Annotated in this window: 16 protein-coding genes and 1 riboswitch; of the genes, 7 read left to right on the forward strand and 9 right to left on the reverse strand. The window is 72.3% G+C overall.

The genetic code is table 11. The features are described 5' to 3' along the window. The first annotated feature begins 12 nt into the window (after positions 1 to 12). Complete coding sequence (locus OG322_RS13430; RefSeq protein WP_329306457.1) at positions 13 to 1,566, forward strand: M23 family metallopeptidase; 1,554 nt, start codon at positions 13 to 15, stop codon at positions 1,564 to 1,566. A gap of 41 nt (positions 1,567 to 1,607) precedes the next feature. Here the strand turns inward: OG322_RS13430 and pcrA are convergent, their stop codons facing one another. Further along, a complete protein-coding gene (pcrA, locus tag OG322_RS13435; protein WP_123461146.1) occupies positions 1,608 to 4,046 on the reverse strand; it encodes a DNA helicase PcrA in 2,439 nt (812 codons plus the stop codon). A 259-nt stretch (positions 4,047 to 4,305) separates the two neighbouring features. Beyond that, a riboswitch (cyclic di-AMP (ydaO/yuaA leader) is annotated at positions 4,306 to 4,469 on the forward strand. Here pcrA and OG322_RS13440 point away from each other — a divergent pair. Further along, positions 4,468 to 5,637, forward strand: a complete 1,170-nt coding sequence (locus tag OG322_RS13440) for a C40 family peptidase (protein WP_123461145.1) — start codon at positions 4,468 to 4,470, stop codon at positions 5,635 to 5,637. It overlaps the preceding riboswitch by 2 nt. A 323-nt stretch (positions 5,638 to 5,960) precedes the next feature. Further along, positions 5,961 to 6,869, forward strand: a complete 909-nt coding sequence (locus OG322_RS13445; protein ID WP_329306458.1) for a hypothetical protein — start codon at positions 5,961 to 5,963, stop codon at positions 6,867 to 6,869. Between the two features lie 94 nt (positions 6,870 to 6,963). On the opposite strand, the gene OG322_RS13450 is transcribed toward OG322_RS13445, so the two are convergent. Beyond that, on the reverse strand, positions 6,964 to 7,317 hold the full coding sequence (locus tag OG322_RS13450) for a hypothetical protein (RefSeq protein ID WP_123461144.1): 354 nt from the start codon (positions 7,315 to 7,317) through the stop codon (positions 6,964 to 6,966). 358 nt (positions 7,318 to 7,675) lie between these two features. Between OG322_RS13450 and OG322_RS13455 the strand changes: the two genes are divergently transcribed. Together OG322_RS13455 and OG322_RS13460 are read left to right on the forward strand one after the other, a co-directional pair. After that, positions 7,676 to 8,722, forward strand: a complete 1,047-nt coding sequence (locus OG322_RS13455) for a C40 family peptidase (RefSeq protein ID WP_124284816.1) — start codon at positions 7,676 to 7,678, stop codon at positions 8,720 to 8,722. Positions 8,723 to 8,763: 41 nt separating this feature from the next. After that, the gene (locus OG322_RS13460; protein ID WP_124284815.1) at positions 8,764 to 9,537 is read left to right on the forward strand and encodes a GNAT family N-acetyltransferase; all 774 of its coding nucleotides are present in this window, start codon (positions 8,764 to 8,766) and stop codon (positions 9,535 to 9,537) included. Positions 9,538 to 9,558: 21 nt separating this feature from the next. Here the strand turns inward: OG322_RS13460 and OG322_RS13465 are convergent, their stop codons facing one another. Together OG322_RS13465 and OG322_RS13470 are read right to left on the reverse strand one after the other, a co-directional pair. Next, a complete protein-coding gene (locus OG322_RS13465; protein ID WP_123461141.1) occupies positions 9,559 to 10,263 on the reverse strand; it encodes a LuxR C-terminal-related transcriptional regulator in 705 nt (234 codons plus the stop codon). Further along, positions 10,247 to 11,545: an ATP-binding protein gene (locus tag OG322_RS13470; RefSeq protein ID WP_123461140.1), complete on the reverse strand. Its 1,299-nt coding sequence runs from the start codon at positions 11,543 to 11,545 to the stop codon at positions 10,247 to 10,249. The genes OG322_RS13465 and OG322_RS13470 overlap by 17 nt, the downstream gene beginning before the upstream one ends. A 201-nt stretch (positions 11,546 to 11,746) precedes the next feature. Here OG322_RS13470 and OG322_RS13475 point away from each other — a divergent pair, with 201 nt between their 5' ends. Next, positions 11,747 to 13,063, forward strand: coding sequence for a PspC domain-containing protein (locus OG322_RS13475; protein ID WP_124284814.1), 1,317 nt, complete (start codon positions 11,747 to 11,749; stop codon positions 13,061 to 13,063). A gap of 156 nt (positions 13,064 to 13,219) precedes the next feature. Here OG322_RS13475 and OG322_RS13480 read toward each other — a convergent pair whose 3' ends face one another. The 4 genes from OG322_RS13480 to guaA form a co-directional block, all read right to left on the reverse strand. Then, on the reverse strand, positions 13,220 to 13,726 hold the full coding sequence (locus OG322_RS13480; protein ID WP_124284813.1) for a DoxX family protein: 507 nt from the start codon (positions 13,724 to 13,726) through the stop codon (positions 13,220 to 13,222). 199 nt (positions 13,727 to 13,925) lie between these two features. Continuing rightward, complete coding sequence (locus tag OG322_RS13485; RefSeq protein ID WP_329306459.1) at positions 13,926 to 15,191, reverse strand: hypothetical protein; 1,266 nt, start codon at positions 15,189 to 15,191, stop codon at positions 13,926 to 13,928. A 126-nt stretch (positions 15,192 to 15,317) separates the two neighbouring features. After that, entirely contained in the window at positions 15,318 to 16,088 is a 771-nt protein-coding gene (locus tag OG322_RS13490) for a class II aldolase/adducin family protein (RefSeq protein WP_123461135.1), read from the reverse strand. 172 nt (positions 16,089 to 16,260) lie between these two features. Then, complete coding sequence (gene guaA, locus OG322_RS13495; protein ID WP_329306460.1) at positions 16,261 to 17,856, reverse strand: glutamine-hydrolyzing GMP synthase; 1,596 nt, start codon at positions 17,854 to 17,856, stop codon at positions 16,261 to 16,263. Positions 17,857 to 18,262: 406 nt separating this feature from the next. On the opposite strand from guaA, the gene OG322_RS13500 reads away from it, so the two are divergent. Further along, on the forward strand, positions 18,263 to 18,580 hold the full coding sequence (locus OG322_RS13500; protein ID WP_123461133.1) for a chorismate mutase: 318 nt from the start codon (positions 18,263 to 18,265) through the stop codon (positions 18,578 to 18,580). Positions 18,581 to 18,935: 355 nt separating this feature from the next. On the opposite strand, the gene OG322_RS13505 is transcribed toward OG322_RS13500, so the two are convergent. Beyond that, positions 18,936 to 20,681 (reverse strand): peptidase, encoded by a 1,746-nt coding sequence (locus tag OG322_RS13505; protein WP_329306461.1) that lies wholly within the window; start codon positions 20,679 to 20,681, stop codon positions 18,936 to 18,938. Positions 20,682 to 20,813: the final 132 nt, after the last annotated feature.

Genomic DNA, 20,813 nt, shown 5'->3' on the forward strand with positions numbered 1-20,813 from the left:
AGAGAGAAGTTGGTGAACGACCAGCACCCCCACGCCGGGCACGTCGGATACGACAGCCAATCCACGGGCGGATTCGACAACGACCCGCTCTTCGGCTCCCTCCCCGGCGGCTACGGCGGTTCGTACGACGCCACGCCCGGTTACGCCGCCCCGTACGACAGCGGGCAGGCCGGTCACAGCGGCCAGTACGACGCCACCCAGTGGGACACGGGCGCACACCGGACCGCCGCGTACGACCACGCCGCCGACTACGCGGCCTACACCCCCCACCCTCAGCAGCACCCCCCGTACGAGACGGCCCCGCAGTACGACGCGGCCCCGCAGTACGACACCACCGCGACCTGGGCGGCGCAGGACGGCTACGGCGCGAACATCCCGGCGCAGGGCGGCGCCCCGGACGCATCCGGCCAGTGGGACACCTCCGGCTGGTACGCGAACGGCCAATGGTCAAGCACCGACACGGCGGGATACGACTCCGGCGCGTACGACGCCACCGCCTGGAACACCGGCGCCACGCCCGAGCACGGACAGCGAACGCCGCACAATGTGACGGAATCGCACGAGCCCGAACAGACCGCACAGCATCCGTACGAGACACACGAGACGTACGAGGTGCACGAGGCGTACGAGCCTTACGAAGACCGCTCCCAGGAGCAGGGCCAGGACCAGCGCCACGCCCCCGCCCATGAACAGGCCTCCTACGACGCGCAGGATTCGCACGAGCCCGGCGCCGGCCACGAAGCCGAGGCCCTGGACCAGGACCCGTCCCCGGCCCCTGCCGTGTCCCGTCGCCCCGCGAGCCATCCGGTCTCCCGCGGCAGCCGCAGCCGCAGGCGTTCGCCCGCCAAGCGCTCCGCTCTCCTCACCGTCGCCGTTCCCTCCGCCTGCGTGATGAGCGTGGCCGGTATCGCCGCCGCCTCCGTGGGCGGGATGGGCGGCGGCGAGGAGAAGAAGGACGACACCACGACGATGGCGGCCGCCGACCCCGGCACGGTCAAGCCGGTCGCCGCCAACAACAAGCTGGACACCCAGCTCGCCAACCTCAGCGCCGACGCGGAGAACTTCGCCGACCGCGCGAGCCGCACCCAGGAGCGCATCGACCTGAAGGAGCGGCAGGCCGCCGAGAAGAAGAAGCGCATCGCGGAGGCCGCCCGCAAGGAGGCCCTGCGCCCCAAGTACGTCATGCCGGTCAAGGAGCACGGCCTCAGCGCGTACTTCGGCCAGGCGGGCGTCAACTGGATGTCCGTGCACACGGGCATCGACTTCCCCGTCCTGTACGGCACCCCGGTGATGGCCGCGACCGACGGCACCGTTCACACGCAGTTCAACACCGCCTACGGGAACATGGCCATCGTCACGATGGCCGACGGCACCGAGACCTGGTACTGCCACCTCAGCAGCACCCGGATCCGCTCGGGCCCGGTCAAGGCCGGTGACGTCATCGCGTACTCCGGGGACTCCGGCAACTCGACCGGCCCGCACCTGCACTTCGAGGTGCGGCCCGGCGGCGGCGCGGCCATCGACCCGCTGCCCTGGCTCCGCAGCCACAACGTCGACCCGACCTGAGCCGGCGGACGGCCGCGCCCGTCCGCCGGACCGGACGGGCGCTACAGCTTCTGGACCGGCGCGTACCGCAGCAGCAGCTTCTTCGGCCGCTCGTCACCGAAGTCGACCGTGGCCTTCGCCTGGTCGCCGATGCCCTCGACCGCCGTCACCGTGCCCAGACCGAACTGGTCGTGGGTGACCCGGTCGCCGACCACCAGCGTGATCGTCGGCTTGTCCGAGGTCCGCCGGGTCGCGAAGCCCGAGGGCCCGGAGCGCGAGCGGGACGCGGACAGCGACGAGGTGATGCCCGACGTCGGTCCCGCCGGAGCCGCCATCGGGCCCTTCCGCTTCCACTCCAGGTGCTGGTCCGGGATCTCCTCCAGGAACCGTGACGGCGGGTTGTACGAGGGCTGGCCCCACGCGCTGCGCATCGCCGCCCGGGTCAGGTAGAGCCGCTCGCGGGCGCGGGTGATACCGACATACGCGAGCCGGCGCTCCTCCTCCAGCTCCTTGACCTGGCCCAGCGCCCGCATGTGCGGGAAGACGCCGTCCTCCATGCCGGTCAGGAAGACCACCGGGAATTCGAGGCCCTTCGCCGTGTGCAGGGTCATCAGCGTGACGACTCCGGAGCCGTCGGTGTCCTCGTCGGGGATCTGGTCGGAGTCGGCGACGAGCGCGACCCGCTCCAGGAACTCGGAGAGGGTGCCCGCACCCTCCTCCTCGCCGCGCTCCTGCTCGAATTCGAGCGCGACGGCGGCAAGCTCCTGGAGGTTCTCGATCCGGGTCTCGTCCTGCGGGTCGGTGGAGGCCTGGAGCTCGGCGAGGTAGCCGGTCCGTTCCATGACGGCCTCCAGCACCACCGCGGGGCCCGCGCCCGACTCGACGATCGTGCGCAACTCCTCCATCAGCGTGTTGAACCGCTTGACGGCGTTGGCGGAACGCGCGGCCATGCCGTACGCCTCGTCGACGCGGCGCAGCGCCTGCGGGAAGGTGATCTTCTCGCGTAGTGACAGGGCGTCGATCATCGCCTCGGCCCGGTCGCCGATGCCGCGCTTGGGCACGTTCAGGATGCGGCGCAGCGGGACCGTGTCCTCGGGGTTGGCGAGGACCCGGAGGTAGGCCAGGACGTCCCGGACCTCCTTGCGCTCGTAGAAGCGCACACCGCCGACGACCTTGTAGGGCAGGCCGACCCGGATGAAGATCTCCTCGAAGACACGGGACTGCGCGTTCGTCCGGTAGAAGATCGCGACATCTCCGGCCCTGGCGTCGCCCGCGTCGGTCAGCCGGTCGATCTCGTCGGCGACGAACTGCGCCTCGTCGTGCTCGGTGTCCGCGACGTAGCCGGTGATCCGGGCTCCGGAGCCGGCGTTGGTCCAGAGGTTCTTCGGGCGGCGGCTCTCGTTGCGCTCGATGACGGCGTTGGCGGCGGACAGGATCGTCTGGGTGGAGCGGTAGTTCTGTTCCAGCAGGATCGTGGTCGCGTCCGGGTAGTCCTCCTCGAACTGGAGGATGTTGCGGATCGTGGCGCCGCGGAAGGCGTAGATCGACTGGTCCGCGTCACCGACGACGCACAGCTCGCCGGGGGCGTCGGCGGCACCGGCCGGGCCGACCAGTTCCCGTACGAGCGTGTACTGGGCGTGGTTGGTGTCCTGGTACTCGTCGACCAGGACGTGCCGGAAGCGGCGGCGGTAGTGCTCGGCGACGTCGGGGAAGGCCTGGAGCAGGTGCACCGTCGTCATGATGATGTCGTCGAAGTCCAGCGCGTTGGCCTCGCGCAGCCGGGCCTGGTACATCGCGTAGGCCTGGGCGAGCGTCTTCTCGAAACCGTCCGCCGCCTGGCCGGCGAAGGTCTCCTCGTCGATCAGCTCGTTCTTCAGGTTCGACACCTTCGCCGTGAACGACTTCGGCGGGAAGCGCTTCGGGTCGAGGTCGAGATCGCGGCAGACCAGGGCCATCAGCCGCTTGGAGTCCGCGGCGTCGTAGATCGAGAACGAGGAGGTGAAGCCGAGCTTCTTCGACTCGCGGCGCAGGATCCGTACGCACGCGCTGTGGAAGGTCATGACCCACATGGCGTTGGCGCGGGGGCCGACGAGCTGCTCGACGCGCTCCTTCATCTCGCCGGCGGCCTTGTTGGTGAAGGTGATCGCCAGGATCTGGCCGGGGTGCACCCCGCGCTCGGCCAGCAGGTGGGCGATGCGGTGGGTCAGCACCCGGGTCTTGCCCGAACCGGCCCCGGCGACGATGAGCAGCGGGGACCCCGCGTGCACCACGGCGGCACGCTGCTCGGTGTTCAGCCCGTCGAGCAGCGCGGCGGCGTCGATGACCGGGCGGTGGGCCCCGTCGCGGTAGTACGCGTCGCGGGGCGGCGGGGGCCCGTCGAACACGCCCCCGAAGAGGTCCTCCGGCACCGCTTCGGGTGCGGAGTCCTCGGGGGGCGGCGGGGGCCCTTCCTCCGTGTGCTGGAGGCCGGCCAGGAAACTGTCGTCAAAGAGGCTGCTCATCGCTGTCCGAGTCTAGGCGGCCGCACTGACACCCCGGGGCCGCATCACGAACCGCGCACCACCGCGCGGCCACGGAAAGCGATGCCGCACCCACCCTGTGTGGACGGACCCCGCACCTGACCTGCCCGCACCGCGTCCACTTCGGCAAGGTCACGAAAATGTATCGGGCATATCGAACATCAACCTTCACAGCGACACCATGAGTTGGCTAGCGTGCTCGTTCGGGCGGCCCGTACCCCCAGAGGCGAACCACGCCGAGCGGGCGTCCACGCCGAATCCGGCCTGCCCGTACGGGGTCCGGAACCGGGGACCCACACGCAGCACCGGGGTGAATCGGTCCGAACCCCCACCAGGACCGTAGGGCAGCCTTCCGTTCCGCCCGAACCCGACAGCTAACCCGGTAGGCGGTCCACGGAAGGAGATGCCGGCCTTGGCATCGCATCGCAAACCGCGCCCCCGGGTGCGCAGCACCACCCCGGCCATCGGGTTCACGACGGCCGCACTCGCCTCGGTGACCCTGCTGTCCACGCAGAGCGCGCTGGCGGCCCCGGCCCCGAAGCCCAGCATCGAGGACGTCCAGAAGAAGGTCGACGGCCTCTACCGGCAGGCGGGCACCGCGACCCAGCACTACGACCAGGCGAAAGAGGCGTCCGCCAAGCAGCGCACCAAGGTGGACGCGCTGCTGGACGACATCGCCGAGCGCGCCGACAAGCTGAACGACGCCCGCCGGACGCTCGGGAACTACGCCGCCGCCCAGTACCGCGACGGCGCGCTCGCGCCGACCGCCACCTTCTTCCTGGCCAACGACCCGCAGTCGTTCTTCGACCAGACCCACCTCATGAACCGGATGGCCGCGAACCAGCAGCAGGCCGTCACGGACTTCCGTACGAAGCAGGCCGAGGCGTCGAAGAAGCGTGCCGAGGCGGTGACGAGCCTGGAGACGCTCACCGCGTCGCAGACCAAGCTGCGTACCAGCAAGCAGAACGTGCAGAACAAGCTGACCGAGGCCCGCACGCTGCTGTCGAAGCTGACCGCCGAGGAGAAGGCGCGCCTCGCCGAGCTGGAGCGGAAGAAGCAGGCCGAGGCCAAGCGCAAGGCCGCGGAGCTGGCGGAGAAGCAGGCCGCCGCGAAGGCGGAGGCCGACCGCAAGGCCAAGGAGGCCGGAAGCGGGACCGGCACGGGGACGGGCTCGGGAACGGGCTCGGGCACCGGGACAGGCTCCGGCTCGGACAGCAGCGCCACGACGAAGGCCGGGAAGGTCCTCGCGTTCGCCCGGGCCCAGATCGGCAAGCCGTACGTCTGGGGGGCGACCGGCCCGGCCTCGTACGACTGCTCGGGGCTCACCCAGGCGGCCTGGAAGGCCGCGGGCGTCACCCTCCCGCGGACCACCTGGGACCAGGTGAAGGTCGGCACCCGGATCGCCACGGCGGATCTGCAGCCCGGGGACCTGGTCTTCTTCTACGACGACATCAGCCACGTCGGCATCTACAAGGGCGACGGCATGATGATCCACGCGCCGAAGCCGGGGGCGGACGTGCGCGAGGAGTCGATCTACTACATGCCGATCTACGGGAGCGTGCGGCCCGGCTAGCGAGTGTCCGGCGCCCCCAGGGGCCTGCCGTACGGAGCACGCGTAGTGGGTCCGTGGCCCAATACGCGGGCTCCGTGGGACCGTTAGCGTGTTCTTATGCCACTCATGGGGGAGTTGCGGCGCCGGCTAGGCCGGCGCGCTGTACCACGTACGGAAGCGCGGGTGCTGGGGTTACGCCGGCGGCGGGACCGGGGACAGGGCGCACTGGAGTGTCCCGGCCTGGTGGTCGTGGCGGTCATCGGGGCCCTGGTCGCGACCGGGATCGGCGCCGACCTGTCCGAGACGCGGGCACAGCGCGCAGAGCACCACAGGAGCGAGCGACCGTGAAGATCTTGGAGAGCGTCCGGGGCATGGCCTTCCTGGGGACCTTCGGCCAGGCCAGGCTGTTCTCGGCAGCCTGCGCCGAGCGCACCGCCGGGGTACTCCTCCAGTACCTCGCCGACGAGGGGCGCCCGGCGGACCAGGACACCTGTGTGGCCGCGCTGGAGCTGCTGTGGGACACCGCGCCGCCGGACGAGAACGTGGCCGCCGCCATGCACCGCAGGCTGAGCGCACTGCCGGAGCTCGGTCAGGAGTTCCGGCCGAGCGGCGTCCGGCAGTCGGCGGCGCTCGGGCTCAGAGCCCTGTTCGCCGGCATCGCGATGCTCATCGACCAGGGCCCGGACGGCGCGGTCGAACCGTCCGAATCGGCGCGGGCGCTCGCCCGGGAGCTGGACGGGGAGGTCGGCGCGACGGCCGCCGAGGAGGACGCGATCCAGGACCGGGACGTCGAGCGGATCATGTCCTGGAGCCCGCAGGAGCGGACGCTGCACGTCCACGGGCTGCGCGCGGCGGCGGCGGAGACGGGCCGCGACCGGCTGGCGGCGGCCCGGACCCGCCACGGCCTCGGCGACGGGGCACCGGACGGAGCCTTCACGCACCCGGGCTCGGTCTCGGTCACGGCCACCGCCGACCGCGGCGATGTCGCGGCGGCCGAACAGCGCGCCCGTTACGGGGTGGTGGGCCGGATCACGGCGGGCTCCGACGCGGGGGGCTACCTCCGTGTCGACCGGCTGGCCGACCTCGCCGAGTCGCCCGAGGAGCGGGCCTCCGCTGCCGGAGTGGACATCCTGGTGGCGGCCGACCCGGCGATGACGCGGGACTACGTGGGCGAGTGGGTCGAGGACTGGGCGGGTGTGGAGGAGGCGCTGCGGCGGGAGGGCCGGCAGGTCGACTGGGACGCCGCGCCGTAGTCAGAAGCGCTCAGAGGTGGTCGACAGTGGTCAGCGGTGGTCAGCCACCGGTCGGTTGCGGACGGCCGCCGGCCACCCACCGGCCACCACCCGCTCAGGTCCAGAGCGTGGCGATGAAGATGTTGACGACCGTCAGTCCGCCCACCGCCGCGAAGAGGCCCTTCTCGACCTTCTCCTCGTCCCGCTTGACGTAGACGAGCGCGAGGATGACGACCAGGATCAGCAGCTTGATGCCGATCTTGACGTTGTTCACGGGGTGGTCGTCGGCCTGGTCGAGCCCGACCAGCGCGACACCGGTGACCAGCATGGTCAGCGCGCCGTGCAGCATCCCGGGCACGAATCGCGCCGTCCCCGCCCCCATCGCCTTCATCTGGGTGAGGAAGCCTCCCAGCAGGGCGGCGATTCCGATGATGTGCAGGGCGACGAAGACATCGATGAGTACACGCATGGTTCCGCACCTTAGTCCTGGTCATATCAGCCTTCCGCAGCCAGGTGGGGCTTACTGAACGCTTGACCATTGAATGCACCAATTGCCTGACTCTGGTGCAATTTTTCCGGTCATCCAACAACAACGCAACGCCAAATTCAGACAATAGGCGTCATTACGACTCTTGTCCGTGCCCCGGGTTTAGCGTGCCTACCCAGGTGACCGGATCACCGCCGCTCCGCACCCGGACGGCACCTTCCGCTCACCCCGCCGAGAGATCCGGCGGCGGGCCGCTCCCCCTGTTGGTGACCCGCCGCCGGACCGGGCGGGCCCGCCGGTAGACCCCGACGGGCAGTCGACAGGAAGGACCCCCGCCCTCGTGGCCGCGCACCGGAAACCCAAGCAGCGCCCGTACACCGGCTCTGCTGCCCGCACCGCAGCGACCCTCGCCCTCGCAGGGGCCGCGACCGCTGCCGCGCTGCCGGGATCCGCGCACGCCGACCCGACGCCCACCGCCGCCCAGGTCAAGGCCGAGGTGGACCGGCTGTACCGGGAGGCCGAGGTCGCCACCGAGCGGTACAACGGCGCGAAGGCGAAGGCGGCCGCCACCGCCGAGTCCATCGACGCGATGCGCGACGAGGCCGCCCGCAGAACCGAGCGGCTCAACGCCTCGCGCGAGGCACTGGGTGCGTACGCGGCGGCGCAGTACCGCTCGGGCGGTCTCGACCCGTCCCTCCAGCTGGCACTCTCCTCGGACCCCGACCAGTACCTGCAGCGCGCCTCGTACGTGGAGCGGGCCGCCGCCGGCCGGGCCGACGAGCTCCGCACCGTGCAGCGCCAGGTCGCGGACGTGGCCCAGTTGCGGTCCGAGGCCGCGGGGCAGCTGGCCGAGCTCACCGCCCGCCAGACCGACCTGAAGAGGCACAAGGCGACGGTCCGGGCCAAGCTGTCCGAGGCCCGCAAGCTGCTGGCCCGCCTCTCCCCCGCCCAGCGCGCCGCGTACGACGCCTCGGACGGCGGCCGCGGCGCGGGCCACGCCGACCGCAGCTCCCCGCGCGGCTCCGACCGGGCACCGAACGCCCGCGCCGCGGCAGCCGTCGCCTTCGCGTACGGGGCCCTCGGCAAGCCGTACGTCTGGGGCGCCACCGGCCCCTCCTCGTTCGACTGCTCCGGCCTCACCCAGGCCGCCTGGGGCTCCGCGGGTGTCTCGCTCCCCCGGACCACGTACACCCAGATCAACGCGGGGCAGCGTGTCCCGAGGTCCGAACTCGCTCCGGGGGACCTGGTGTTCTTCTACTCGGGCGTCAGCCACGTCGGCCTCTACATCGGCAACGGCCGGATGATCCACGCCCCGCGCCCGGGAGCCCCGGTCCGCATCGCGCCGATCGACGAAATGCCTTTCGCCGGAGCGGCCCGGGTGGCATAGGCTCCCGTCCCTCCGACCACCGGACAGAGGGACACCCGCACATGCCCATGGACTTCGACGTCCAGACTCACGCCCATACGCTCGCACTCCGCTCCCCCGGCCATTACCGGGTCGGCCCGTTCACGGTGCGCCACAACGTGAACTGGTCGCTGAAGTACGCCAATTACGCGATCCCCGACCAGGGCGCCGAACCGACACCCGGCGAACTCGACGCCCTGGTCGCGGCCTTCCGCGAGCGGGACCGGATGCCGCGCCTGGAGTATCTGCCCGCCTGGGCACCCGCGGTCGAACCCGCTCTGCTCGCCGCCGGGTTCACCGCCGAGAACCGGGCCCCGATCCTGGCCTGCGCCCCCGGGGATCTGCTGCCGCCCAAGCCGGTGGACGCTCTGGTGACGGCAGAACCGGCCACGGACGCGGAGTTCGACGCCGCCGCCCTCGTACAGCACCTGGGATACGGCGGGACCGGCGAACCCGAGGGCGGCGAGGCGCGGTGGCTGCGCGAGGCGGCGGCGGGCGGCGGGGTCGCCGCGCTCGCCACCCTCGACGGCGTCCCGGCGGGGGCCGGCGGCTGCTCGGTCCCGGTCGACGGCCTCAGCGAGCTGGTGGGCCTGGCCGTCGCCGCGGAGTTCCGCCGCCGCGGCATCGGGGCCGACCTCTCCGCCCGGCTCACCGCGACCGCCTTCGAGCAGGGCTGCCGGGTGGTGTGGCTGGAGCCGGGCGACGCCGAGGTGGAACGGATCTACGCGTCCATCGGCTACCGCAGGATCGGCGAGAAGCTGAACATCTCGCTCGGTCCCGAGCGGCCGGCCGGCTGACCCGCGGCCGGCCGGCCGGACTCAGACCAGCCGCCGGGCCGTCGCCCAGCGGGTCAGCTCGTGCCGGTTGGACAGCTGCAGCTTCCTCAGCACCGCCGAGACGTGCGACTCGACCGTCTTCACCGAGATGAACAGCTGCTTGGCGATCTCCTTGTAGGCGTAGCCGCGGGCGATCAGCCGCAGCACCTCGCGCTCGCGCTGGGTCAGCCGGTCGAGGTCCTCGTCGACCGGCGGCGCGTCCGTCGAGGCGAAGGCGTCGAGTACGAAGCCGGCCAGCCGGGGCGAGAACACCGCGTCGCCGTCCTGGACCCGGAAGACCGAGTCGACCAGGTCGGCGCCGGTGATGGTCTTGGTGACATAGCCGCGGGCGCCGCCGCGGATGACCCCGATGACATCCTCGGCGGCGTCCGAGACGGACAGCGCCAGGAAGCGCACCGGGTTCTCCACCGGGCCCATGAACGGGGCGCAGCGGCGCAGCACCTCGACGCCGCCGCCGCCCGGGAGGTGGACGTCCAGGAGGACGACCTCGGGGCGGGTCGCCGTGATGACGGTGACCGCCTGGTCGACGTCGGCGGCCTCGCCGACGACCTCGACCCCGGTCTCCTCGGTGCGGCCGATCTCGGCCTGTACGCCGGTGCGGAACATCCGGTGGTCGTCGACGAGCACGACTCGTACCCGGCGCTCCGGGCCCCCGTGGCCCCCGGTCGCCTCAGTGGTCCCGTTCATCGCTCGTCCTCTCCATCTCCAGCTCGACTTCCGTGCCCCCGCCGGGCACCGAACGCAGCCGGGCGGTACCGCCGTTGCGCTGCATCCGGCCGATGATTGATTCTCGTACGCCCATTCTGTCCCCCGGTACGGAGTCCGGATCGAATCCGGGTCCCCGGTCGCGCACCGAGACGAAGACCGTGCGGCCCTCGACCTCCGCGTAGACCTGTACGGCGCCGCCCTCGCCACCGTACTTGGCGGCGTTGACCATCGCCTCGCGTGCGGCCTGCATCTGTGCGGTCAGCTTCTCGTCGAGCGGGCAGTCGCCGACGACGACGACCTCCAGCGGGACGCCGTGCTTGTCCTCGACCTCGGCGGCCGCGCGTTTGACGGCCTCGGCCAGGGTCTCGGGTTCGTCGTCCTCGTCCTTGCCGGTGCCCTCGGGGTTGTAGAGCCAGTTGCGCAGCTCGCGTTCCTGGGCGCGGGCCAGTCTGCGCACCTCGCCCGCGTCCTCCGCGTTGCGCTGGATCAGGGTGAGGGTGTGCAGGACGGAGTCGTGCACATGGGCGGCGACCTCGGCCCGCTCCTGGGCCCTGATGCGCATCAGGCGTTCCTCGGAGAGGTCCTGGGTCATCCGCACGAGATAGGGCCCGGCCAGCAGCGCGATGCCGGTGAGCACCGCGATGGCCGCGGTGAGGACGTTGCCGAGCTGGGCGGCGGAGCCGCGTACCACCATGAAGCCCGCGAGGCCGAGGCCGACCAGGGCGACTCCGGCGAGGCCCCGGGCCAGGTGCAGGACCCGGCGGCGGCTGCCGACCTCCATCCAGCGGGCGCGGCGGGCGTTGTCGGCCTGCCGCCACACCAGGACGGAGCCGGCACCGATCAGCAGGGTGGGCCAGATGTAGCGGTCGGCCTTGCCGCCCATGTCGACGTTGCCGACGAAGATCACGGCGCCGATGAGCAGCGCGACGAGGGCGAAGACCTGGCCCCGGTCGGGCTTGCGGAGCCGGCGCCTGCCGTCGGGGGCGGTCTCGAAGACGGACCTCGGGCTGTCCACGCCGCCGACGCCGAGCGGGACGACGATCCAGAACACGGCGTACAGGAGCGCGCCGAGGCCGTCCGCGAAGAACAGTCCGAGGAAGACGAACCGCACCCAGGCGACCGGCAGTCCGAGGTGTCCGGCGAGACCGCGTGCGACGCCGCCGAGCAGCCGTCCGTCGGCGCTGCGGTACAGCTTGCGCAGCGGTGGCTCCTCCGGGTCGGGGTTGAGGGAGCTGGCGGCTCGGGTGGTGGCGGCTGGCATGACCCGATCGTCACACGTGCGTACGGGTGGTGGCATCAGGGTCGGCCCCCACTTCGACCCTGAGAGCGTCCGGCCCGGAGAACCGGGGCGCCGGGGGCCGGGGCGCGGAACGGCCCCTTCAGGGTCAGGCGGGCCGATCTCAGGGTTCGGCCAGGGTCGGGGCGGGTGCCGGACGGGCCCCGCGCCCGTCACCATGGAGCCATGACCGTTCCCCAGGATGCGCCGCCCGGCGTCGTACCGCCCTCCGGGCCCGGCGCGCGGCTGCGGCGCAGCTCGCGGCAGAAGGTGGTGGCCGGGGTGTCCGGCGGCCTCGGCCGGTACTGCGACGTCGATCCGGTGATCTTCCGGATCGTGCTCGGCGTGCTCTCCGTGACCGGCGGCCTCGGACTGATCTTCTACGGCTTCGCGTGGCTGCTGATCCCGCTGGAGGGTGAGGACGAGAACGAGGCGCGCCGGCTGCTGTCGGGCCGGGTCGAGGGGGCGTCGCTGATCGCGGTGCTGCTCGCGCTGATCGGCTGCGGGCTGTTCCTGTCCATGCTGGGCAACGGCGGCACGCTGGCGTTCGCCGCGATGCTGTCCCTCGCGGTGCTCGGCTTCTCCGTCTGGACGCAGCACCGCAGGACGGCCGATCCGCAGGGCCCGCTGCATCCGGCGGCCGCGCAGGCGGTGTCGGACGCGCCGCCCGAGGTGAAGGCGCCGCCGCGGCCGGGCAGCCCGTCCTGGTGGCGCGACCCGATCATCAAGGACGGCACCTCGGGGCCGGTGAGCTCCGGCTATCTGTGGGGGCCGCCGGACACGACGCTGGGCGGCCGGGCGGCCGGGCCGCGCGGGGCGACGGCCGATGCCCCGTTCCGGGCGCCGCGGCGGTCGCGGGAGAACCCGGAAGCGACCTCGATCGCCGGGACCGTCTTCCTGCTGGCCCTGCTGGCGGGCGTTCTGGCCGCGAGGGCGAACTGGGACTCCCAGCCGCTGGGTACGAGTCTGCAGAACGGCCTGGCCGCCGCGCTCGCGGTGTTCGGGGCGGGGATGCTGGTCAGTGCCTTCATCGGCCGGACCGGCTTCGGTACGGTGCTGCTCTCGGTGATCACCGCGGGCCTGCTGGCGGGCGCGTCCGTGCTCCCCTCCGACATCACCGCGCACTGGGTGCGCGAGGAGTGGCGGCCGGCCTCGGTCTCCGCGGTGCAACCACGTTACGAAGTGGGCTCCGGGGTGGCGGATCTGGACCTCACCCGGGTCGCCGTGCCGAAGGGCGAGACCGTCAGGACCCGGGTGGAGGTCGGTGCGGGCCGGGTCGTCGTGCACGTGCCGAAGGCGGTCACCGTGCGGCTGAGCGCGCGGGCCGGTCTCGGTGACATCACCTTGCCGGGCGAGTGGCGAAAGGGCGACGTGGACATCAGGGTCTCGCAGAACGAACACCGGACGCTGCGCCCTCCGTCGGGCGCCGTCCCGGCCGGCACCGTGGAACTCGATCTGGAAGTCGGCGTCGGACAGGTGGAGGTCGCCCGTGCTGCGTCATGAGATCCGGCCCGGTCGGGCCGTGGCGGGCCTGGTGATGCTGGGCCTGGCGGCCGGATACGCGGCGGATGCCGCCGGCCTCTGGAGCGTTCCGTGGACGTTCTTCGTCGCGCTCTTCACCGGCGGGCTCTGGATCGCCGTCCTGACCACCTGGGTGGCCTACAGGATCCGGCGCCGCCGCGACGCGAGAAGGGCGTCCACGGAGAAGGACGCGGCCCCGCCCAGCAGCAGCGGCAGCCAGGCCATGAGGTAGGCCAGGTCGTTGCCGAGGTAGTACGGCTCGACCTGCCAGCTGACGGTCAGCCACAGGCTCAGCGAGATCAGCGCACCGCCGAGCGCGGCGACCCTGGTCCACAGGCCGAGGAGCGTGCCGATCCCGACGGCGAGTTCGCCGATCGCGATGGCGTGGCCGAAGCCGGACGGGCTCTTGAGCGCGAGGTCGACGAGGGCCGGGATCGCTGAGGAGTCCCGGACCGCGTTCATCGTCTCGCCGATGGAGCCGTTGCCGGTGGTGCGGAAGAAGGCGCTGTCGGTCAGCTTGTCGAGCCCTGCGTAGATGAAGGTGACCCCGAGGAAGATCCGCAGCGGCAGCAGGGCGTGCTCCCGCGCCAGCTCCCGCAGGCTCCTGGCCTCGCCCAGACCCCGTCCGTTCATGCCGTAGTGCATGGTTCTCCCGCCTTCCGCAGCCCCGCGGCGGACCACCGGGTCCCGCCCACAGGGCCATTCGATCCTCGCCGGACCGTTTCGACCCGTCACCAGACCTTACGTACGCGGGGATGGCGCTGCTCACCGGACGCCCGACGAGTTCGCCGGACGGGCGCCGGACGGGACGTCACACACGGTCGGGTCCCGGGCCCGGAAGGCCTCAGTCGGTCACGTCGATCTCGACCCGGTTCGACTCCGTCCCCGCGGCCGTGACCACCTGCACCTCGACCACCCCCGGCTCCACCTCCACCGGCACCGGCACGGTCAGCACCGTGTCGGTCGGGTTGGCGAAGCCGCCGGGGACCGGGATCAGCGGGACATGGACGTGGACCGGGCCGATCCGGACGACCACGCGGGCCAGCCGGTCGGGGGCCCCGGCGCCGGGCGGGACGAAACCCGCGCCGCGGATCTCGATGTCGTCGCCGGTACGGATCGGGGCGTCCAGATCACCGGCCTCCCGGGCCCTGACCACCGACAGCACCACCGGCCGGCCGGACTCGGTGTACTTCCCGGCGAAGTACGCCGCCGCGGAGACGGCCACCAGCAGGGCCAGCCCCCAGGGCAGGTCGGGCAGCTGCTCGGGCCGCCGGGCCAGCCGGACCGCGGCGAAGACCACGGCGACGGTGCTCACCAGCACGTACTGCACATCGGTGAAGCCGCCCCGCCCGGAGTCGTCGGTCAGCAGATCGGCGGCGCGCGGCCGGTCGGCCCGCAGCTTCTGGAGCCGCCCGGAGACCACCCGTACGCTCACCACCCGGCGTACCACCACGGCGATGGCGCACACCAGCGCCAGCACGCTCACCACCCCGGCACCGCGCGCCAGGTCCAGGCCCTCGATCAGCGCGTCGCGCTGTGCGTGGCCGGAGGCGCCCGCCAGCTGGAGCGCGAGGACGAGTACGGAGAAGACCGCGAGCAGCACCCAGGACGCGGCGACCGCGCGGGAGGTGGAGAGCCGGTTGTCCTCGCCGATCAGCGGGGCGAGGAGGCCGCCGCGCGCCCGGTGGACGTGGGCGGCCGTGGTCAGCAGCCCGGCGGTGACCAGTCCGGCGACCAGGCCCGCGGTACGGGCGTGGGTCCAGCCCGCCCCGATCGCGGTGGCGGCCTCGGCGACCGCGAGCACGGCGACGGCGCCCCACACGATGACCAGGGTGCGCTGCCACACCCGGTACAGCCAGGCGTCGCCCGCCTCCCTGCCCCGGTCGGCGACGGTGCGCGCGGACTGGGTCAGCTCGTCCGAGACCCACTGCCGGGTCGCGGAGGCGGACTGGGCGACCCCGGCGGGCAGGCCCTGGCCTGCGGCGAGTTCGTCCCGCTTGGCCAGAAAGGCGGCCACCGCGCGCCGGTGTCCCTCGCGCGCTCCGTGCGGGCAGTCGCCGCACGTACAGCCACCGCCGTGCGCGCCTTGTCGTGCCTCGTCCAACGCCACGGAGAACGCCACCCTTTCCCGCCCCGGTACAGCTGTGGCTCAATCCAACTCAGCTGTGATTGCTGCGAATTGTGCCGTACCGGACGGGCTGCTCCCGCATCGGGGCGCATCGGGCGGGTGGGATCGTCAGAACGTTCGAGCGATGCGCCGCCACTGCGGCTGGTAGTTGATCCAGGCGACCAGGTCGCTGCCGAGCTGTTCCCGGGTGGTGACCGCGTCCCGGTGCTCGATCAGCACCGGCTTCCCGGCCGCCCGCGCGGCCAGCTGCACCTGGCAGGACCGCTCCAGCGTGAGGAACCACCAAGCGGCCGCGTCCACCGAGTCGCCCACGGTCAGCAGTCCGTGGTTGCGCAGGATGACCGCCTTGCGGGTGCCGAGGGCGGCCGCGATCCGGCGCCCCTCGTCCTCGTCGACGACGACCCCCGTGTACGCGTCGTAGAGGGCGTGGTCCTCGTAGAAGGCGCAGGACTCCTGGGTGATCGGTTCGATGAGCTCCCCCAGCGAGGCCAGCGCGCGGCCGTGCACCGAGTGGGTGTGCGCGACGGCGACGACGTCCGGGCGGGCCCGGTGGACCTGGGCGTGGACGGCGAACGCCGCCTGGTTGACGTGGTGGCTCCCCTCGACGACCTGGCCCTCCCCGTTGACCAGGATCAGCTCGTCCGGCCGCAGCCCCTCGAAGGGCGCGCCGAAGGGGTTGACCCAGAAGCAGTCGGTGAACTCCGGGTCGCGCGCCGTGATGTGCCCGGAGACGCCGTCCTCGTACCCGTACTCGCCGAACAGCCGCAGCGCCCCGGCCAGCCGTTCCTTGCGGTGGGCGCGCTCGTCACCGGCGGAGGCGTGCACGGGCGGCATCGCGAAGCGCAGCTGCTCCACGGGTATGGGTGCGGGCTCGGGCATAGCGGCTCCTCGGGGCTCCCAGGCGTACGGGATCAGTCGTACGGGATCGGAAGTTACCGCCGGTTGCCGCAGGTGACCAGAGGCATGGGGCATCGATTCGGGGCGGGGAGCGGCGATGCCGCCGACCGTGGGAACGGGCGACGGCATCGGTACCGGCATGTGCCGGGCGCTCCTACTCCCACTCGATGGTGCCCGGCGGCTTGCTCGTCACGTCGAGGACCACGCGGTTGACCTCCGCGACCTCGTTGGTGATGCGGGTGGAGATCTTGGCGAGGGTCTCGTACGGCAGCCGGGACCAGTCCGCCGTCATGGCGTCCTCGGAGGAGACCGGGCGCAGCACGATCGGGTGGCCGTAGGTGCGGCCGTCGCCCTGGACGCCGACGCTGCGGACGTCCGCGAGCAGGACCACCGGGCACTGCCAGATGTCACGGTCCAGGCCGGCCGCGGTCAGCTCCTCGCGGGCGATGGCGTCGGCCTGGCGCAGCAGGTCGAGCCGATCCTTGGTGACCTCGCCGACGATGCGGATACCGAGGCCGGGGCCGGGGAAGGGCTGGCGCTGGACGATCTCCTCGGGCAGGCCGAGCTCCTGGCCGACCATCCGGACCTCGTCCTTGAACAGCTGGCGCAGCGGCTCGACGAGCTGGAACTCGATGTCGTCGGGGAGCCCGCCCACGTTGTGGTGGGACTTGATGTTGGCGGTGCCGGTGCCGCCGCCGGACTCGACGACGTCCGGGTAGAGCGTGCCCTGGACGAGGAAGGCGACGTCCTCGCCGGCCGCGCCCGCCTCGGCGACGAGCTCGGCCTGGGCCTGCTCGAAGACGCGGATGAACTCGCGGCCGATGATCTTCCGCTTCTGCTCCGGGTCGGAGACACCGGCCAGCGCGGTCAGGAAGCGCTCCTCGGCGTCGACGACCTTCAGCTGGACGCCGGTGGCGGCCACGAAGTCCTTCTCGACCTGCTCGGTCTCGCCCTGGCGCATCAGACCGTGGTCGACGTAGACGCAGGTCAGCTGGGAGCCGATGGCCTTCTGCACGAGGGCCGCGGCGACCGCCGAGTCCACCCCGCCGGAGAGTCCGCAGATGGCGCGCTTGGTGCCGACCTGCTCGCGGATGAGCGCGATCTGCTCCTCGACGACGTTGGTGGTCGTCCAGTTCGGCTCGATGCCCGCGCCGCGGTACAGGAAGTGCTCCAGCACCTGCTGGCCGTGCGTGGAGTGCAGGACCTCCGGGTGGTACTGGACGCCGTAGAGCCTCTTCTCGTCGTTCTCGAAGGCGGCGACCGGTACGACGTCGGTGGACGCGGTGACGGTGAAGCCCTCGGGGGCGGCGGAGCAGGCGTCGCCGTGCGACATCCACACCGGCTGCTCGGCCGGGGTGCCCTCGAAGAGGGTCGAGCCGGTCTTGGAGACGGCGAGCGCGGTACGGCCGTACTCACGGGCACCGTTGTCGTCGACGGTGCCGCCGAGCGTGGTGGCCATCAGCTGGAAGCCGTAGCACATGCCGAAGACGGGGACCCCGGCCTCGAACAGCGCGCGGTCGAGCGAGGGCGCGCCCTCGGCGTACACGGAGGACGGTCCGCCGGACAGGATGATCGCCCGGGGGTTCTTGGCCAGCATCTCGGCCACCGGCATCGTGGAGGGCACGATCTCGCTGTAGACCCGGGCCTCACGGACGCGGCGGGCGATGAGCTGGGCGTACTGCGCGCCGAAGTCGACAACGAGGACCACGTCGGTGGTGGTGTCGGGGGCGGCGGGGGGTGCTGCTGGCACGGGGCGGCCTTCCGGCGGTGGAGGGGGGTCGGTCCTTCCGATTCTACCGGCGGCCGACGGCACTCCTCGTCGGCGCCGACGAGGAGTGCGGACCCGGCGCCCTCGCGCCGTACGGATCCGCACACGGCGCCGCCCGGCAGCCCAGTGGCCAGGGCACGGGCGCCGGGCCGTCTCAGCATCCGGGCCACGCGTTGGCTCCCGCCCGCCGCCGGGTCCATACTGAACCCCATGCGTCAGCACACGACCTTCGTCTTTACCTATGGCAACCGGCCCGCCGGCTGCCATGGTCGTGCTGCTTGAGCAACTGACAAGCAACGTTCCAGGCGCCCCGGGCCGACAGGCCCGGGGCGTTCTGGCGTTCCGGACCGGTCGGCCCCGGGGAGCCGCACCCCACCGGGAGACCACCATGAGCAGCACCTCGACCGACCGGCCCGCAGCCGTCCGCACCGCCACCGAGGAGACCGGCGCGCACACGGCCGAGGCCGCGTCCCTGATCGGCGACGCCCGGTCGCGCATCGACGCCCTCGACGGCCGGATCATCGGACTCGTCCAGGAACGGATGGCCGTCTCCTCGGTCATCCAGGAGGCCCGGATCACCTCCGGGGGCCGCCGGGTGAACCTCTCCCGGGAGATGGAGATCCTCGGCCAGTACCGGGACGCGCTCGGCAAGCCCGGCACCTCCCTCGCGATGACGCTGCTGGAGCTGTGCCGCGGCCGCGTGTGACGCGCCGCGGGCCGGAGGGCCCGTGGCACCGCTGGGCTGTAGGGGCGTATCCCAGTTCGGGCGGACTCTCACCCGTACGGCGCGTGACCGGGCCCGGCGCGGCTTCGTTGGTCCCGGTGTCCGTGCCAGCCAGGGGCGGCTGTGGAAGGAAACCACGCGTGGCTCCGCCGGGGCGTGTGGCGTACTGCGTGTACGCCGTGGGACCGCGCACCGGCGTGCGTGACCGGTAGGCAGGGGACAGCAGCCCGGTCACCCGAGTACGGCCGCTTCCGGGGACGCCTGGAAGCAGCCGTGCTCCAGGGCTCGTGGACCGGTGTCTTCCGGCTCACGAGCCCTGGTGCTTCGCCCACTCCCGCTAACGGGCGGCGCGGCGCCGGGTCGTCACGTGCAGCACACCGCCGGCCAGCAGCGCGACCGCCGCCGCGAACGCGACCGTCAGCGCGGTGGAGCCGGTGGCGGCCAGGCCGCCACCCGTACCGCCCGTGCCGGAACCCGATCCGGTCGAGCCCGTCGAACCCGTGGAGCCGGTCGCGGCCGCGCCGCCGGACGTGGCGCCGCCGTCGCCGGTGGAGCCGCCCGCCGCGCCGCCCGTGGTGGACGAGCCGCCGGTGGAACCCGACGTCGCGGCTCCCGTGCTCCCGGTCCCGGAGTCCCCGGAGTCGTCGGCGTTCAGGACGAAGGACGCGGTGTTGTTCTCCCGCTTCGGGTCGAACGGCAGCTGCGGGTCCTGCGTCCGCACGTTGCGGACGACGACCGCGCCCGAGGCCCCGGCGACGACCTCGGCGACCTTCATGTCGAAGTGCAGCGAGAAGTACTGGTCCTCCCCGAAGGCCGTCGCCGCCTCGCACAGATAGCGCGGTGCGCCGGTCTGCTCCTTGCGGTACTGCCCGTCGGCCGTCACGCCCCGGCAGTCGTCGGGCCATTCGGTGACCGAGGCGCCCTCGGGGACGGTGAAGTCGAGGGTGGCGACGGACTCGCCCGAGCGCAGGTTGGCGATCCAGGCCGGTCCCTCGTTGTGGAAGCCGATATTGGCCTCGACGGTGCTGCCCCGCACGCCCCGCGCCGAATCGCCGTCGGCCACGAAGTCGGCGGTGTTCGCCGTGCTGAAGTCGGCCTCCTGCTGGTTGTCACGCGGGTTGAGGTCGGCGGACCGGGCGACGGGGAGCTCCTTGAGGGTGAGCACGTTCCCCTTGGCGCCCGGGGTGAACCGCGCACCGGCCCGCTGGGCGTCGAGCGCCGCTGAGCCGCCCTCGTTGACCCGGTAGACGAAGGTGTCGCGGTAGGCGCGCTGGGTGGCCCGGAGCATCAGCGGTTCGGCGAGCTCATAGGTGGCGCCCGCTTCGTAGCTGCCCTCGACCGAGCAGAGTGCGGTGGTCCGGACGGGGAAGCCCTGGCCGGCGTCGCCCTCCTTGTACTCGCAGTTCCGGTACCGCTCGGTGAACTCGATGCCGTGCGTGTACATGAGGGTGAGCAGTACGCCGTCGGCGGCGCGGGTGCCGTTGTTGGAGAAGGCGAGCGGGACCGGCTGGGTCTCGCCCGGCTTGAGCTCCGTCTTCAGCGGGGCCTGCTTCATCACCAGGTCGGGGCCGCCGACCCCGATCCGGGTGGAGAACGCCGTGAAGGTCGCGCCGTCCGCCTCGCCGGTGACCCGGACGGTGCCGAAGTCCCCGTCCTCGCTGCCCTTGGCGGCGGTGACGCGGAGTTCGGGCAGCGGGCTCGTACCGGGCGGGATGCCCGCGTCGTGGCAGACGCCGGTGGTGCCGGTGATCGCGCAGTCGGCGCCGCCCTGCTTGCTGAAGACCGCGTCGGCGACGCCCGCGATCCCGCTGAGGTCGAAGGTCACGGTGTACTCGCCCTCGAAGCCGCCGTGCTCCTCGTCCTGGGACGGGTTGTCGACGGTGATCGCGACGGAGGCCTGCTGCGGCGCCCCGCTCGCCGGATACGGGTGCAGTGCCGTCTCGGCGGGACCGCCGAAGCGCAGGACGGGGCCGTCGGCGTGCGCCGGGGCGGCCAGGGCGAGCGATCCGGCGGCCAGCAGGCCGACGGCGGCGAGGCTGCCCGCGGCGCGGCGCAGCGCTGCTCTCGGGGTCGTGCGTCTCATCGCGGGACCTTCTGGGGGTCGGTGGGAACTGTGCGGCTGCTGTGGCAGCGGTACGAGTTCGACCCCGGGACCCTGCGAACAGTTGCGCGGGCACAGGTCACGGATTGAGCACGGAAGCAAACGTGAGTGACA

The organism is Streptomyces sp. NBC_01260 (assembly GCF_036226405.1).
GTDB classification, from domain to species: domain Bacteria; phylum Actinomycetota; class Actinomycetes; order Streptomycetales; family Streptomycetaceae; genus Streptomyces; species Streptomyces laculatispora.

What these genes read in the sequence shown, in the direction of transcription:
- OG322_RS13480 (WP_124284813.1), bottom strand. Translation starts at nt 13,726, where the DNA reads ATGCACTACGGCATGAACGGACGGGGTCTGGGCGAGGCCAGGAGCCTG.
- OG322_RS13460 (WP_124284815.1), top strand. Translation starts at nt 8,764, where the DNA reads ATGCCCATGGACTTCGACGTCCAGACTCACGCCCATACGCTCGCACTC.
- pcrA (WP_123461146.1), bottom strand. Translation starts at nt 4,046, where the DNA reads ATGAGCAGCCTCTTTGACGACAGTTTCCTGGCCGGCCTCCAGCACACG.
- OG322_RS13475 (WP_124284814.1), top strand. Translation starts at nt 11,747, where the DNA reads ATGACCGTTCCCCAGGATGCGCCGCCCGGCGTCGTACCGCCCTCCGGG.
- OG322_RS13505 (WP_329306461.1), bottom strand. Translation starts at nt 20,681, where the DNA reads ATGAGACGCACGACCCCGAGAGCAGCGCTGCGCCGCGCCGCGGGCAGC.
- OG322_RS13465 (WP_123461141.1), bottom strand. Translation starts at nt 10,263, where the DNA reads ATGAACGGGACCACTGAGGCGACCGGGGGCCACGGGGGCCCGGAGCGC.
- OG322_RS13450 (WP_123461144.1), bottom strand. Translation starts at nt 7,317, where the DNA reads ATGCGTGTACTCATCGATGTCTTCGTCGCCCTGCACATCATCGGAATC.
- OG322_RS13440 (WP_123461145.1), top strand. Translation starts at nt 4,468, where the DNA reads ATGCCGGCCTTGGCATCGCATCGCAAACCGCGCCCCCGGGTGCGCAGC.
- OG322_RS13500 (WP_123461133.1), top strand. Translation starts at nt 18,263, where the DNA reads ATGAGCAGCACCTCGACCGACCGGCCCGCAGCCGTCCGCACCGCCACC.
- OG322_RS13490 (WP_123461135.1), bottom strand. Translation starts at nt 16,088, where the DNA reads ATGCCCGAGCCCGCACCCATACCCGTGGAGCAGCTGCGCTTCGCGATG.
- OG322_RS13470 (WP_123461140.1), bottom strand. Translation starts at nt 11,545, where the DNA reads ATGCCAGCCGCCACCACCCGAGCCGCCAGCTCCCTCAACCCCGACCCG.